The organism is Pseudomonas sp. LS2P72, from assembly GCF_054897865.1.
Map to the genome: position 1 here is coordinate 3,923,025 of NZ_CM142708.1, position 15,461 is coordinate 3,938,485.

Genomic DNA, 15,461 nt, shown 5'->3' on the forward strand with positions numbered 1-15,461 from the left:
GCAAGGGGCTTGAGATGATTGAGGTCGTGTTGAATGTGCTCGGCGTGGTGGGGCTTTGGCTGGCGGTTGAATACTGCTTGAAACACCAGACTGCAGAGAGTCTGGATGAAGCCAGTTTGATGCCGTTTGCGGATGACCCGGAGGTGGCGCGGCGGGTGGAGTTGGCGACGGGGAAGACCGTGAAGGCGGTGGCGCCGGAAGAGGCAAAATCGGGCTGGAGCAACCTCGATATCTGAAGCCACACTGATCCATTGTGGGAGCGAGCCTGCTCGCGATGAGGCCATAACATCCAACATCTATGTTGACTGTTACACCGCCATCGCGAGCAGGCTCGCTCCCACAGGGGTATGTGTCAGGTCAGAGGGTTCAGCTACGCTCGCGGGGGATCAGGCTCTGCAACTGCTGCGCCAAAAAGTTCGCATCAAAGGCAAACGTATCCGGGTCTTTCAAGCCATTGGTCTTGCGCCATTGCCAGCTGCTGGACGGCGGCAGGCACACCAGCGAAATGCTGCCGTAGCGCGCGGCCGTCAGGCCCATCACGGCCAATGAAATCTGACCACCGGCACCCATCACATCCGGCACAAATTCAACCGGTTTACCGGCGATCACAATGGACAGCTTCTCGGTCTTGAAGGTCGACGTTTCGACCGGAACGCTCGGCCCCGAGGCGACATACGCCTCGCGGCTCACCTCCAGCAGATTAGGGGCCTGGACCGGTTCCAGCCATTGCTGGATCTGATCGAACAGTTCACCAATGCGCGTCGCCCACACGGCCGATTGCGACTCGAACAGTTGCTTCTTGTGTGCTTCGCTTTCTGCGTAATGGCGAAGCATCTCACCCAGTTGCTGTACATCGTCCATTGCGGTGTTCCTTTGTTGAAACGGTGCTGCGGACTTTGAGCATGGCAGATGCGCGCTGCCGGCGTACGACTAAAAGCGTGAACGGTATTGGCTGGGGGTCATGGCCAGGTATTTGCGAAAGGCACTGCCCATGTGGGACTGATGGGCGAAGCCGGCGTCCAGGGCGATGTCGGCCAGGGAAAGGCTGGTGTGTTCGATCATCCGGCGTGCCGCCTGAAGCCGCACTTCAACGAGGTAAGCGTGGGGTGTCAGGCCGATCGCCCGAGTGAAATCGCGCAGAAAGCGCAGCTCGTTTTGCCCGTAGGTGGCGGCCAATTGTCCAAGGGTCAGGGGTTGGTGGAACTGCTCGGCGATCTGATCCAGCACTCGGGTGAAAACCCTGGGTGTGGCACGTTGCGCGGTATCTGCCTTTGAACTCACCAAACCAACGAATTCCACCGCCCTTTGCTCAAGCGCCAGCCTGTCCGGTTGCGGAGCAAGCAACAGGCGCCGCAGTTCCCGGCCCAGCATCAGCGCACGGCGATTGCCTGAAGACTGAATACGGTGGTCAACCGAGGGTAAATGCTGATGGGCCAACGACTCGTCCAGTCGCATCAGCAGGTATTCGCCACCGCTGGCCGACTCGGAAAACACTTCCACGCCGACCGGGGTGTAAGCCAGTACGCCAGGCAAGGTGTCGAAATCCACCCGGTGATCCGAATCGATGGCATGCACGCCGTGTTGACGTTCCAGCGTCACCCCAAGGGTTTGCCACTGCACAGGGTCGCGCGCACTGTAAGCCGCACGGGGTAAAAGCTGCAGGCAGAGTCTCCCGCCCAGCAGCTCCTGGCTCAGCACCGTTGGCATGTGAAATTTCCTGATAGATCGCTATGAAGACCCACGGGTACTCTCAAATAAAGGCATGCTCAAAAACAAAGGGTTGCCACCAACAGGAGCACGACATGCGCACCATCGGCCTAATCGGCGGCATGAGCTGGGAGTCCAGCGCCGAATATTACCGTCTCATCAACCAACAGGTACGCGACCGGCTCGGGCCGTTGCGTTCGGCGAAATTGCTAATGTACAGCGTCGACTTTGGCCCTGTCGAACAGGCCCAGCATGCCGGGCGCTGGGACGATGCGGCGGCGATTCTGGTGGATGCGGCGCAGCGGCTGCAGGCGGGTGGCGCCGATTGTGTGGTGCTGTGCACCAACACCATGCACAAGGTGGCCGGGCAGATTCAGGCGGCGATCAGTATTCCGTTTCTGCACATCGCCGACCCGGCGGGTCAGGCTGCCGTCGAGGCCGGCGCGCTGAAGATTGGATTGCTCGGCACAGCGTTCACCATGGAGCAGGAATTCCTCAAGGAACGCCTGACTTCAATGGGGCTGACCGTACTGGTGCCGGAGGCCGATGAACGTCAGGCCATCCACCGGATCATCTATGACGAGTTGTGCGTCGGGGTGATCAGCGAGGCGTCACGCAAGGTCTATCAGCAGGTCATCGAGTCACTGACCCGACGCGGCGCCCAGGCCATCATCCTCGGTTGCACGGAAATCGGCCTGCTGATCAAACCCGAACACAGCGCCCTGCCCTTGCTCGACACCACCGAACTGCATGCTCAAGCGGCAGTGGCGTTCGCCTTGGGCGAGTGACTCAACCGGCCTTGGGCGTACGACGCAGACGCGCCATGCTCAAGGCATCGACCAGCACGCCGTCACGCACGGCGTAGTCGCGAAACAGCCCTTCGGTGTCGAAGCCAAACTTGCGATAAAGCCCGATGGCAGCTTCGTTGTCGGCGTACACCGAAAGCTCGAGCCGTTGCAGGTTCATCCAGTTGTCGGCGATGTCCAGCGCCGCCGCCAACAGCTTCGAGCCAACGCCCTTGCTCTGCCAAGCCACCGCGACGCCCATGCCGAGATTGCCAGCATGGCTGCGGCGGATCCGCGAAAACTGCTCCAGGCCAATATTGCCGATGACCGTCCCTTGATGCAGCGCCACCAGCTGCACCACACGCTCTTTGTCGGGTGCGAGGCGCTTGCGCCAGACTTCCGCGGACTGAAACGGCATTTGCAGCACCTGACGGGTAATGGCCGGGTCGTTGTAGAGCGCGGTAATGCCGTCGATGTGGGATTCGTTGAAACGTTCGAGGGTGATGACAGCGTCAGTGGCGGGCATGGGTGATTCATCCTTGATACAGACATGGCCGCCCACTCTATACCGCAATCTTCCAGTGCGGCGAGAACCATTGTGGGAGCGAGCCTGCTCGCGAAGGCCGTTTATCAGTCACATCAATGCCGGATTTGCCGACGCTTTCGCGAGCAGGCTCGCTCCCACCTATTCGACAGTGTTCAGCCTTCGAACCACTCCCGCCGTTCATTGAAGGTGTTCTGGATCAGCTCGACGATCATCTGCACCTGCGATTGCCCCTCGGACTCGGCATTGACCGCCATCCATACCTGGCGCTGCATCGGTTGACTGAACAGCCCCGGCAATTCAATCAGGCCCCGGTCGAAGCGGCTGATGTATCCGGGCAGCAGGCCAATGCAGGCACTGCAACGGATCATCTCCAGCATCAGCTGATAGGAATGCAACTGCACCACCCCCGCCAGGCGCTGGTCGACGAGGGTATTCCACGGCCGAAAGCTGTCGACCTGACGGTCATGCTGCCATTGCACCAGCAGGAAATCCGTCAGGTCGTCGAGGCTGTCTGGCCGCGACGCGACCCGCGAATAACGTTTGGCGATGTGGGGCAAGTAGTCGAGCCGCGCCAGACGCCGGGGCTCGCTGACCGCAAAACTCGGGCCCGGCAGCGGTGAATCGGTGCCGGCCAGCCACAGCACCACATCGGCACTGACCGCTTGCACGGAGAGTTCACTGTCCAGGGTGATGATGTCCAGACGCACGCTGGCGTTGCGCCGCAACAAGGCCACCAGATCACGACCGAGAATGTCATGCAGGATCGATTCGGCGACGGCCAGGCGAATCAACGGCTGTTCGGTTACCGGCAAATCGCGCTCGTGGGCCAAAGCAATCAACTGCGATTGCAGCTGCAAGCCGTCACGACTGAGGGCAACGCCATTCTCTGAGTGGCTGAACAGCGAACACTGCAGCTGCGCTTCAAGCTGCGCCAATTGTTTGCGCAGCTGGGTGGTCTTGATGTTGAGACTGCGGGCCGCTTGCATGAAACAGCCGCAACGGGCACTGACCCGAAAAGACTGCGCCAGCACCGGATCGATCCCTGCCGCCAGAGTGCGCCAGGATGAGATTTTTTCTACGGGCGAGCGGTACTCGGCAACTTGCTGACGACCTGTGGTTTCCATGAATGGCATCGCTGACTCCCTGTCGATCTGTCCTTGAAAGCCTCATCCTGCGCAGCGTTTATGAACCTGATGTGACACTCGGGGCGGAAAATCGATTCAGCCTCCAGGGGTTTGCCGAAAACTCACCGCCAGTCGATTCCAGCTGTTGATCGAGGTGACGGCGATGGTCAGGTCGACCATCTCGCCTTCGTTGAACTGCTCCCGGGCCTGCGCGTAGACCTCGTCCGGCACATGGCTTTCAGAGAGCAAGGTGACGGCTTCGGTCCAGGCCAGCGCCGCGCGTTCTCGCGCATTGAAGAAGCCGCTGTCGCGCCAGACCACGATCGAATACAAACGGCGGTCGGTCTCGCCGAGTCGCCGGGCATCCACCGAGTGCATGTCGGTGCAGAAAGCGCAGCCATTGAGTTGCGACGCACGGATTTTGATCAAGTGCAGCAAGGCCGGCTCGATGCTGAGGTTGCTGGTCAACGCCTCCATGGCAATCATCGCTTTCATCGCTTTTGGCGATGCGCTGTAGTAATCCAGGCGGGCGTTCATGGAGTGTCCTCGTGCCGAATGTGTACCCCTCAAGGTAGGCGTTGATACGCAGGCGTTACAGATCCAATTCTACGAAATACCCGTGGACCACTCAGGCACCAGACCAATCGGAGGTTTTTCGCCCACGCAACTTTTGCGCAGGCGCTCATGCGGGTAATCTGGCCCGACGCACACGCGCCTCAATCGCCCCAGGAGCCTCGCCGGTATGGAACTTCACGTTGTCATCAACGGCCGCAAGGACCTGGCAGGCCAGTTGTACACCCAACTGCGCAGCGCCATCGAATCCGGTCGTCTGGCAGCCGGGACGCAACTGCCGCCCAGTCGTTTGCTGGCAGAACAACTGGGCATTTCGCGCAAGACCATTTCCGACACCTACACCCAACTGACCTACGAAAACTTCCTCACCGGGGTCATCGGCAAAGGCACCTACGTCAACGCCCGACCGGCGAAACTCATCCGTAAACAGAGCCATTCGGAATTGGCCAGTGCCGAGGTCATCGAGTCCTGGCGCAACCTCCCGGTGTTCCTGCGCCATCCGATGCTGGAAGGCTCGATGCGCTACGACTTCATCGGCGGCGCCACCAGCAAGGGCCAGTTTCCCCAGGATGACTGGCGGCGCTGCACCGCTCACGCCTTGCGTCAGATCGCCGCGTCCAAGGGCTTCTACAGTCTGCCCGAAGGCTTGCCGGCACTGCGCAACGCGATTGCCCGGCACATCGCGTTTTCCCGCGGGGTCAATTGCCAGGACGAAGACGTGGTGGTGTGCAACGGCGCGCAACAGGCGCTGGACTTGATCTCCCGGGTGCTCACGCGCCCCGGCAGCCTTGTCGCCATGGAAGACCCCGGCTATCCGCCCGCACGCCTGTTGTTCGGTACCCACGGCGCCACGGTGATCGGCGTCCCGGTGGATGCGGAAGGTATTCAGGTGGACAAAATCCCCCTTGGTACCCGGCTGATCTACGTCACGCCGTCCCATCAGTTCCCGCTCGGCATGCCGATGAGCCAGGCGCGCCGGGTGGCGCTGCTGGAGCGTGCCTATGAGTTGGGCGCGATCATCATCGAGGACGATTACGACAGCGAATTTCGTTACGAAGGCCGACCCACCGACTCGCTGCAAAGCATGGACGAACGCGGCATCGTCGCCTACGTCGGGACCTTTTCGAAAACCCTGCTGCCGGAGCTGCGCCTGGGTTATGCGATCCTGCCGCCGGCAATACTCGAAGCGGTCATTCGCGCCAAGCAGCTCACCGACCTGCACACCTCCACCCTGCCCCAATGGGCGCTGGCCAAGTTCATCGCCGAAGGCTGTCTGCTCAAGCACATTCGGCGCTGCCATACGATCTATGCCGGGCGTCGTGAGCGGATCCTCGAGCGCATGGCCGGCGATCTTTCACCGTGGTTCGAGGCTGTCCCGACCACCGCCGGGTTCCACATGGTGGTTATGTGCAAAGTGTCTATCGATATTCCATTGGTGATCGAACTGGCGAAAAAGGTCGAAGTCGGGGTGTACCCCATCGACAGCTTTTACTATCAGCAAGCGCCGCAGGCCGGACTTTTCCTCGGTTTTGGCGCCATTGAAACCCTCGACATCGACATCGCCCTGGACCGCCTGCGGGACATTTTGCAGCAGGTCGCCTGACGGATTGGTCTGCGTTTTTATCCCGCGATTGGCTATTGGTGGTCCGGGGACGCAGGCCTATCCTGCATAAGCGTTATCCCTCAATGAGCAGGATTCGTCTGGCCTGATTCAGGAGTGTGAGCAATGTCCAACGAAGTGATCAATACCGTTAAGGTGCAGGCCGCCGCCGGCTGCTCGGACGAACTGGGTAAGCAACTGCAAAAGATTGTCGACACCCTGCGCGAACTACCGGGCTGTGATTCCTATATGGTCGACCGCTGCCCCGAGGACGACAACCGCTGGACGGTCAGCGCCCGCTGGCAATCGGAAGCGGCCATGCAAATGCATTTCAACTGCCCTGAAGTACAAGGCTTTATCGGCCTGATCGACAGCCGCCTGGCCAACAGCGTCGACTTCAACAGTTTTCCTATCGTTTAAAAATTAGGTCGTCGCCTTCGGCTACTCCTACAGGGCTATGGGTACCCCTGCAGAAGTAGCTGGAGGTGGCGATCTTGTTTTTTCAACGCGCATGATTGGTCCCCTCGCCTTCACGAAAATTGGCTGTTTGATTGGCCTCGGCCGAGACTTACTGTGGTCCCTGACAACTAACCACAGCAGGTGATAACCCATGAACGCCTTCCGCTACTGCGCTGCGCCCCTCGCCGCCCTGGCCCTGACCTTTTCCGCCTCGGCATTCGCTCATGAAGCCGCGCCTTCGGAAAAGGTCACCGTGTTGCAGGACCAGATGTTGAAAAACGTGCCCGATAAAAAAGCGCTGATGATCGAGGTCGACTATCTGCCCGGCCAATCGTCCATCGCCCACAAGCACGAGGGCACGGCCATGGCTTACGTGATTTCGGGAGAAATCATTTCCCAGGTCAAAGGTGAAAAGGCGATCACTTACAAGGTCGGCGAATATTGGTACGAGCCAGCCGGTTCGGAGCATTTGGTCTCGAAAAATGCCAGTACCACCAAACCCGCCAAACTGTTGGTGTTTATGGTGTTAGCGCCAGAAGAAAAAATATTGATCCCTTTGGAAAACTGATAGCTGTTGCGCCAGCCATAAATAAACAGGCCCGAATTAACAATTCAGGCCTGTTTATTTCTCGGCGCAATTAACCGGGCCCTTTTAAACCAAACAAAACTAGTAGCCACCTGACAAGTGCGGTGACTGGCCATTTCATTCAGCGTCGACAGGTTTAGTCTGGAATCTCCGCCGACTGCGTCCGGCCTATTAACTTTCCGACTCAAATTGTTTCACGGGAGAAACACCATGAAACTTGCACTTGTCAGCACCATGACGATGACGATTCTTTTAACCGGCTGTTCAATACCCACTGCACCGAAGGCTGTTTCCTCGCTCGACGGCGTCTTCACCGAGCCGGTGGGCCGCAGCAGCGCCACGCATGTCAGCAATGGCAGCAACGTGTCCCTGGGCATCGTCTACAGCCGCAACACTCAGACCAACCGCGCCTACCTTCAGGATTACCAGGCCAATGCCGGCACCGGTTTCGGCCAGAGCCTGCTGGTGCAGTCGATTCACGACGCCTACGTCGCCACCTCCAAACCCGACCTGGCCGTGGACTGGGTCAAGGCGTCCTTGCAACGTCAGTTTGGCTCGGTGACGGTGTATCCGGACATGCAAAGTCTCATGGCCGCCAAACCGGATGTGGTCGCTATTGTCGATACCCGCAGTCAACTGATGACGTCGCGCAGTTCGGACATCAGCGCGAATGTCAGCGCAGCGTTCTACGATTCGAACTTCAATTACATCGGTACTGCACAAGGGCATGACGCTAAAGAACTGAGTCCGGTATGGGCGGACTATAAACGCAGCGAAGAGATAGTTGCCGACATTAACGAACAACAGAATGTGCAAGTTCGGGCCTTGCAGAAGTTTGACCAGTCGCTCAGTAATTTATTGACCAGGCCGACAGATAAAGTGTCGATGATCGATAATAAAACAGACCGGAAGTTGTATTGAGGCAAATGGCCCCATCGCGAGCAAGCTCGGCTCCTACAGGTTTTGTGTTGGACACATAACTTGTAGGAGCCGAGCTTGCTCGCGATGGGGCCCGACGAGACGGTACAAAACCTTCAGACAAAAAAAAGCCCCGCAACTCTCATTGCGGGGCTTCTTCATTCAGCGCCTGATCAGGCCGCCGGTTCCAGCTCAGCGCTGGCAGTGCTAGTGGCAGTGACTGGCACTACCGCTTGACCGCTCAACGCCAGATCCAGCAACTCACGGTTGGCCACCGCATACATGGCGTAATCAGTGCCGCTGGCGGCACGGATTTCTACCAGCATGGCGCGCCAGCGTTCGATCATGCCGTCGTGCTCTTCCATCCACAGCTCCAGACGGGTTTCCACGTCCTGGGTGCCGTCGCCCTGTTGCAGGACGGAGATGGTGATCGCACGCTGTTGCCAGTCGACATCGTCACGGAACGCTTCACGGGCCAGGGCCTGCCAGTTGTTTTCAACCGGCAGAGCGCTGATCTGTTGCAGGTACCAGGTGATGTCCAGCGCGCTGCCCACGGCGAAGTAAGCCTTCGCCACGTCGGCGGCGTTCTGACCGGTCACGTCGGACGCTTCGATGATCGGCAGCAAGGTGTACAGGTGAGTGGTGCCTGCAACCATGCGCGCCAGCAACTCAGGTACGCCAGCCGCGACGTAAGCCTGATAGCGGGTCTGCCAGCCTTCGCGAGTCGGGCCTTCCAGCAGTTCGTCGAGCTTGAGGCCCAGCGCGGCCAGATGCGGACCGAAGTGCGCGACGTCACGGGCAGCATTCTGCTCGTTGCGACGGCTGCGCAGGAACCAGCGCGTAGCGCGACGGCCCAGACGCATCAGCTCATCCATCAGCTCCAGTTGTACGTCGGCCGATACCTGATAATCCAGGGCTTCGATCTGACGGAACCAGTGCGGGAGATGGAAGATGTCACGCACGATCACATAAGCACCGGCCACGTTCGCCGGGCTCATGCCGGTCGACTCTTTCAGTCGTTGAACGAAGGTGATGCCCATGTGGTTGACCAGATCGTTGGCGATTTGGGTACTGACGATTTCTCGCTTCAAACGGTGACGGCGCATGGCATCGGAGAACTTGCTCACCAGGCTCGGCGGGAAAGCGGTTTCCATGTCGCGGGTCAGGTAATCGTCGTCCGGCACCAGGGAGTTGAGCAGCGCTTCCTTGAGGTCGATCTTGCTGTAAGAGATCAGCACCGACAGCTCAGCACGGGTCAGGCCATGGCCCGCCGCGACGCGCTCGTTGATCGCCTCTTCAGCCGGCAGGAACTCGATGGCGCGATCCAGCTTGCCGCGGCCTTCGAGATCGTTCATCAGACGCTTGTATTCGGCAATCCGCGGCAAGGCACGACGGGCCGCCAGGGACAGGGCCTGAGTCTGCTTGTAGTTGTTGCCCAGAACCAGGTTGCCGACTTCGTCGGTCATGCTCGCCAGCAACTGGTTACGTTGCTTGTCGGTCATGTCACCGGCATGAACCACTTCGTTCAGCAGGATCTTGATGTTTACTTCGTGGTCGGAGCAGTCCACACCACCGGCGTTGTCGATGAAGTCGGTGTTGGAACCGCCGCCATTGAGGCCGAATTCGACACGACCCAGCTGGGTCATACCGAGGTTACCGCCCTCGCCCACGACTTTGCAGCGCAGTTCGTTGCCGTTCACGCGCAGTGCATCGTTGGCCTTGTCGCCGACATCGGCATGGCTTTCGCTGCTGGCTTTGACGTAAGTACCGATACCGCCGTTCCACAACAGGTCCACCGGTGCCTTGAGCAAGGCGTTCAGCAGTTCGGTCGGGGTCAGCTTGTCAGCCTGAATGTCGAAGCGCTCTTTCATCTGCGGGGAAATCGCGATGCTTTTCGCGCTACGGGAGAAGATCCCGCCGCCTTCGGACATGATGCTGGTGTCGTAATCCGACCAGGCCGAACGCGGCAGGTCGAACAGGCGCTGACGCTCGGCGAAGCTGTTGGCCGGCTCCGGGTTCGGGTCGATGAAAATGTGCAGGTGGTTGAACGCTGCGACCAGTTGCAGCTTGTCGGACATCAACAAGCCGTTACCGAACACGTCACCGGCCATGTCGCCGACGCCGACCACAGTAATGTTGTCTTCCTGAACATTGATGCCGCGTTCACGGAAGTGACGTTGAACGCCAACCCACGCGCCCTTGGCGGTGATGCCCATTTTCTTGTGGTCGTAACCGGCCGAGCCGCCCGATGCGAATGCATCGCCGAGCCAGAAGCCGTAGTCGATGGCAATACCGTTGGCGATGTCGGAGAAGGTTGCAGTGCCCTTGTCCGCTGCCACTACCAGGTACGGGTCATCGTCGTCATGACGCACGACGTTGACCGGCGGTACCAGAACGCCGTCTTTCAGGTTGTCGGTGATGTCCAACAGGCCCGAAATGAAGATGCGGTAGCAGGCGATGCCCTCGGCCGCGATCTCGTCACGGCTGCCGCCCAGTGGCAAGCGACGCGGCAGGAAGCCGCCCTTGGCGCCCACCGGCACGATGACCGAGTTCTTCACTTGCTGGGCTTTTACCAGGCCCAGGACTTCGGTGCGGTAGTCTTCTTCACGATCAGACCAGCGCAGACCACCGCGAGCAACGTTGCCGAAGCGCAGGTGCACGCCTTCGACGCGAGGCGAATACACGAAGATTTCGAACTTCGGTACTGGCTTCGGCAGCTCTGGAATCTGGTGCGGGTTGAACTTGAAGCTGAAGTAGGACTTGTTCTGACCGTGCGCGTCGGTCTGGTAGAAGTTGGTCCGCAGGGTAGCCTTGATCAGGTCCAGGTAGCGACGCAGGATACGGTCTTCGTTCAACACCTGGACGTCGTCCAGTGCGCTCAGAATCGCGTGTTCCAGACGTTGCTGCTTGTCTTCCAGATCGTCAGTACCGAGCTTGCGGGCCAGGTAGAAACGGGTTTTGAACAACCGGGTCAACTCGCGAGCGATGTCGGTGTGGTTGTTCAGGGTGCTGGCGATGTACCCCAAATCGAAGCCCAGGCGAATCTGCTTCATGTAACGAGCATAGGCACGCAGCAGCGCGACATCGCGCCATGGCAGGCCGGCGGTCAGCACCAGACGGTTGAACGCATCGTTCTCGGCATCGCCACGCACGATGTGGACGAACGCGTCCTGCAAGGTGTCGTTGAGTTGCTGGATGTCGAGTTCCAGGCCTTCAGCCGCGGTGAACGCGAAATCGTGAATCCAGAACTCGCGGCCATTGTTGTGACGCAGGCGATACGGGAATTCACCCAGCACGCGCAGGCCAAGGTTTTCCAGGATCGGCAACACGTCGGACAGCGCCAGCGGCGTATCGGCGTGATACAGCTTGCAGTGCAGCATGCGCTGACCGGAAACCTGAGCCAATGGCTGATAGAAACTCATGACCAGTGGATTTTTTTCGCTCAGGCTCAGCAAGTGCTGCATGTCGACCACAGCCGAGTGGGCGGCAAAACGCTCGCGGTAACCGGCCGGGAAGCCTTTCGGGAAGTCGGCCAGCACGTTGGTGCCGCTGGCCTCACCGAAACTTTCAACCGTCAGGCTCGCATAGTCGTCCTGCCAGCTGCGGCAGGCTTGCACCACTTCTTTTTCCAGCAGAACCGGGTCGATGTCCAGACGGTTCTTTGGATCGACGCGCAGAATCAGCTGCACGCGTGCCAGCACGGACTCGGAGAAGAAAGTCCAGAACTCGCAGTCCGAGGCTTTCAGGCGATCCATCAGCACTTGCTGGATCTTCTGACGCACTTCGGTGGAATAGATGTCGCGCGGCACGTAGGCCAGGCAGTAGCAGAAACGGCCGTACGGGTCTTTACGCAGGAATACGCGAATCTTGTTGCGTTCCTGGATCTGCACGATCGACATCACGGTGGCAAACAGTTCGTCGACCGGGGTCTGGAACAGATCATCGCGCGGCAGCACTTCAACCACCTGCGCCAGTTCCTTGCCCAAGTGAGCCTTGGCCTGGAAGCCGGAACGGCGTTCGATTTCTTCGACCTTGCGACGGATGTACGGGATGACCCGCACGCTCTCGCCATACACCGAGGAGGTGTACAGGCCCATGAAACGGCATTCCTTGATGACCTTGCCGTCGGCGTCGATTTCACGGATCGACACGTAATCCGGGTAAGCCGGACGGTGTACACGGCTTGGGTGCGCAGCCTTGGCGAACGACAGCAGAGTCGGTTCGCGCAGGTAGTTCACGGCGTAGTCTTCGATGCGCAGGTCATCGTAGGTCAGGCCGGTGCGCAGCAATTTGGTCAGGCCGAGGAAGGAGTCCTGGTCGTAGACGATGTGGCCGCCATCGGCTTCATCGCGAACCACGAACTCTTCATAGCCGAGGAAGGTGAAGTGGTTGCCCACCAGCCATTCCAGGAAGCTTTTGATTTCGGCTTTTTCTTCCGAATCAACCTTGAACTGGCTGTTGTCCAGGCCGGTGAGAATTTCCTGGACCTTGGTTTTCATCGGTTCGAAATCGGCGACCGCGACGCGGACTTCACCGAGAACCTGTTCCAGTTCCTTGCTCAGGACATTCAGTTCGGCCGAATTGGCGCAACGGTCGATTTCCAGGTACATCAACGACTCTTGCAAAACGTCGTCGCCCTGGGTGCCTTTCGGCAGGATTTCCAGCAGCTCGCCCTTGCTGCCGCGACGCACGCTCAGCACAGTGGTTTGCAGGGTGTGGATGCTGTAACCGCGACGGTTCAGTTCGGTGCGTACCGAGTCCACCAGAAATGGCAGGTCGTGGTGCAGCACTTCGACCGCGGTGTGGGTCGACTGCCAGCCGTGGCGTTCGTAATCGGGGTTGTAGACGCGCACTTGCGGTTGCGCGTGATCGAAGCGCTCAAGCAGGCGCCACGCAGAAAGGGTGCAGCCGGCGAGGTCGGACAACCGACGCTGGGTCAGCTCGTCCAGGGAAATAATGCCGAAAAATTGTTCCGCGAACAGCGCCACTTGTGGCAGTGCCTGTTCACTGATGTGCTGGGCCAGTGCCGCTTGCAGTTGGTGCTGGAAGTCGGCTTTGCTGGCTGCGGTGAAGAACGCCATCTGTGGTACTCCGCTTGGGCTTGTTATTGATGGAAGCGTCGCGTGCAAACCCCTTTCGGGGCAATCCGTCACCCTGTTCCTGATTCTCGGGCAGAGGAAACAGGATGACAGGTGGGTGAAGCTGGACGAGACACTCAGGTCACATTCACCTTCCATGAATGGGCATCTGCAAAAACGACTGGGCAAGGTACAGCGCAATGCCTTTACAGGTGCTCATCCGTTGCGCAGCTTAACCAGTGCGGCAAGCCCCGTGCTTGCAGCGCTGCGACATATTCGGTCATCGGTACGCAGCTTGCGCCTTGTGCATCGAACAACACTAGCAGCCGCACGGCAAAACGGTGGGTTTAGGCCCGGTTTTGCGGCACATCCGTGCCAGAAATGACCAGCAACACCCCAGATGCTCACGACACATCCTCTGACACTCAGGCGAGCAGAAATTCCCTTCTGCTGGCAGAATCGCCCTTTGTTCGTCTTCACAACGCTCGTCGAGCCAGGAATTTCCCATGCAAATGACCACCGCCCTCTTGATCGTCAACCCGTGCGACGACGAAGAAGACAACATGGCCATGCTCTGCTGCCACAGTGATCAGGGCGATATGTTCCTGATGACCCGCTACCCGGACGAGGACGCGCTGGACATCAGCCTCGGCGACGAGCCTTCGACCCTGGACGGCGTGAAAGTCACCCTCAGCCCTACCCGCTTGCTGATCGAGATCGCCGCCGCTGACGCCGATGCGCTGAATGGCGATGATTCACTGGAAATCATTCACAGCACTGATGCGGCGGATTTGGCCGAAGTGGAAGAAACACTGCAGAACATTCTCAAGGGGACTGGCACTTATATAAGCGAGCTCTGAGTTTTCTGCGCCTGCACCGGCCCCTTCGCGAGCAGGCTCGCTCCCACATTGGAATTGTGCCGGATGCAAATTTCGCGTCCGCTGGAGATCCCCTGTGGGAGCGAGCCTGCTCGCGAAGAGGCCCGAGAGTCCCACCCTTCCCCATTTCCCTCACTTTGCACAAAATGCCGTTAGTCGCCGCCCCCCGCGATAGATTAAAGTAACGCCCCCAGCCCTGGCGTTATTCGAACGTCTTCGGTCACCCTTTCCAGGAACAGTCATCGATGGAACATCGTGAAGCGCTGCTAGCGCTGCGAACCTTTCTTTCAACGCAGATTCTCGGCCAGGAAAAACTCATCGAGCGCTTGCTCATCGCCTTGCTTGCCGACGGCCACATGCTGGTCGAGGGCGCTCCAGGCCTGGCCAAGACCAAGGCCATCAAAGAACTCGCCGAAGGCATCGAAGCTCAGTTCCATCGCATCCAGTTCACCCCCGACCTGTTGCCCGCCGACATCACCGGCACGGAAATCTATCGCCCGGAAACCGGCAGTTTCGTGTTCCAGCAAGGCCCGATCTTCCACAACCTGGTGCTGGCGGACGAAATCAACCGCGCCCCGGCCAAGGTTCAGTCGGCCCTGCTCGAAGCCATGGGCGAGCGCCAGGTCAGCGTCGGGCGCAGTACTTACGAGTTGTCGCCACTGTTTTTGGTGATGGCCACGCAAAACCCGATCGAGCAGGAAGGCACCTACCCGCTGCCCGAAGCTCAGCTCGACCGCTTCCTGATGCACGTGAAAATCGGCTTCCCGGACGCCGCCGTCGAACGTCGGATCCTGCAACAGGCCCGCGGCGAAGCGTTGAATGGCGAAACCAAGCCCGAGCGTCGGGTCAGCCAGCAGGCGATTTTTGCCGCGCGAAAGGAAATCCTCGGTTTGTACATGGCCGACGCCGTGGAGGAATACCTGGTGCAACTGGTCATGGCCACGCGCACCCCGGCCAAGTTCGACCCGGAGATGGCCGAGTGGATCGCCTATGGTGCCAGCCCGCGTGGCTCGATCGCCCTCGACCGTTGCGCCCGAGCCCACGCCTGGCTGGCCGGTCGCGACTTCGTCAGCCCGGAAGACATTCAAGCCGTACTGTTCGATGTGCTGCGTCATCGCATCATTCTTTCCTTCGAAGCCGAAGCCGCGGGCATCGACCAGGACCGGGTGGTCCAGCGGATTCTCGACGTCGTAGCCGTCGCTTGAC

General features: G+C 59.4%; 14 protein-coding genes. 8 read left to right on the forward strand and 6 right to left on the reverse strand.

The features are described from left to right. Positions 1-14 precede the first annotated feature (14 nt). Positions 15-236, forward strand: coding sequence for a cbb3-type cytochrome c oxidase subunit 3 (locus ACYZUA_RS17825; RefSeq protein WP_461959930.1), 222 nt, complete (start codon positions 15-17; stop codon positions 234-236). Between the two features lie 130 nt (positions 237-366). On the opposite strand, the gene ACYZUA_RS17830 is transcribed toward ACYZUA_RS17825, so the two are convergent. Together ACYZUA_RS17830 and ACYZUA_RS17835 are read right to left on the reverse strand one after the other, a co-directional pair. Then, positions 367-861 carry a hypothetical protein gene (locus ACYZUA_RS17830; protein ID WP_046046933.1) on the reverse strand — a complete coding sequence of 165 codons (495 nt, stop codon included), beginning with the start codon at positions 859-861 and terminating at the stop codon, positions 367-369. A gap of 69 nt (positions 862-930) precedes the next feature. After that, positions 931-1,707: a helix-turn-helix domain-containing protein gene (locus ACYZUA_RS17835; RefSeq protein WP_461959931.1), complete on the reverse strand. Its 777-nt coding sequence runs from the start codon at positions 1,705-1,707 to the stop codon at positions 931-933. A 95-nt stretch (positions 1,708-1,802) separates the two neighbouring features. Between ACYZUA_RS17835 and ACYZUA_RS17840 the strand changes: the two genes are divergently transcribed. Continuing rightward, positions 1,803-2,495: an aspartate/glutamate racemase family protein gene (locus ACYZUA_RS17840; protein WP_461959932.1), complete on the forward strand. Its 693-nt coding sequence runs from the start codon at positions 1,803-1,805 to the stop codon at positions 2,493-2,495. Position 2,496: 1 nt separating this feature from the next. On the opposite strand, the gene ACYZUA_RS17845 is transcribed toward ACYZUA_RS17840, so the two are convergent. From ACYZUA_RS17845 to ACYZUA_RS17855, 3 genes are all read right to left on the reverse strand, one after another. Next, positions 2,497-3,018, reverse strand: coding sequence for a GNAT family N-acetyltransferase (locus ACYZUA_RS17845; RefSeq protein WP_461959933.1), 522 nt, complete (start codon positions 3,016-3,018; stop codon positions 2,497-2,499). A gap of 173 nt (positions 3,019-3,191) precedes the next feature. Beyond that, positions 3,192-4,172 (reverse strand): LysR family transcriptional regulator, encoded by a 981-nt coding sequence (locus ACYZUA_RS17850; RefSeq protein WP_461959934.1) that lies wholly within the window; start codon positions 4,170-4,172, stop codon positions 3,192-3,194. 87 nt (positions 4,173-4,259) lie between these two features. Further along, positions 4,260-4,700, reverse strand: coding sequence for a carboxymuconolactone decarboxylase family protein (locus ACYZUA_RS17855; RefSeq protein WP_461959935.1), 441 nt, complete (start codon positions 4,698-4,700; stop codon positions 4,260-4,262). 205 nt (positions 4,701-4,905) lie between these two features. On the opposite strand from ACYZUA_RS17855, the gene pdxR reads away from it, so the two are divergent. The 4 genes from pdxR (at position 4,906) to ACYZUA_RS17875 (ending at position 8,302) form a co-directional block, all read left to right on the forward strand. Beyond that, positions 4,906-6,339 carry a MocR-like pyridoxine biosynthesis transcription factor PdxR gene (gene pdxR, locus ACYZUA_RS17860; protein WP_461959936.1) on the forward strand — a complete coding sequence of 478 codons (1,434 nt, stop codon included), beginning with the start codon at positions 4,906-4,908 and terminating at the stop codon, positions 6,337-6,339. A 123-nt stretch (positions 6,340-6,462) separates the two neighbouring features. Next, complete coding sequence (locus ACYZUA_RS17865; RefSeq protein ID WP_033054681.1) at positions 6,463-6,756, forward strand: putative quinol monooxygenase; 294 nt, start codon at positions 6,463-6,465, stop codon at positions 6,754-6,756. Positions 6,757-6,946: 190 nt separating this feature from the next. Beyond that, positions 6,947-7,363 (forward strand): cupin domain-containing protein, encoded by a 417-nt coding sequence (locus tag ACYZUA_RS17870; protein ID WP_461959937.1) that lies wholly within the window; start codon positions 6,947-6,949, stop codon positions 7,361-7,363. 228 nt (positions 7,364-7,591) lie between these two features. After that, positions 7,592-8,302: an ATPase gene (locus ACYZUA_RS17875; protein ID WP_461959938.1), complete on the forward strand. Its 711-nt coding sequence runs from the start codon at positions 7,592-7,594 to the stop codon at positions 8,300-8,302. Between the two features lie 170 nt (positions 8,303-8,472). Here the strand turns inward: ACYZUA_RS17875 and ACYZUA_RS17880 are convergent, their stop codons facing one another. Then, positions 8,473-13,380 (reverse strand): NAD-glutamate dehydrogenase, encoded by a 4,908-nt coding sequence (locus ACYZUA_RS17880; RefSeq protein WP_461959939.1) that lies wholly within the window; start codon positions 13,378-13,380, stop codon positions 8,473-8,475. Between the two features lie 503 nt (positions 13,381-13,883). Here ACYZUA_RS17880 and ACYZUA_RS17885 point away from each other — a divergent pair. Together ACYZUA_RS17885 and ACYZUA_RS17890 are read left to right on the forward strand one after the other, a co-directional pair. Further along, the gene (locus ACYZUA_RS17885) at positions 13,884-14,237 is read left to right on the forward strand and encodes a hypothetical protein (protein WP_033054675.1); all 354 of its coding nucleotides are present in this window, start codon (positions 13,884-13,886) and stop codon (positions 14,235-14,237) included. Positions 14,238-14,500: 263 nt separating this feature from the next. Continuing rightward, positions 14,501-15,460, forward strand: a complete 960-nt coding sequence (locus ACYZUA_RS17890) for an AAA family ATPase (RefSeq protein WP_008150800.1) — start codon at positions 14,501-14,503, stop codon at positions 15,458-15,460. The last annotated feature ends 1 nt before the right edge of the window (position 15,461 follow it).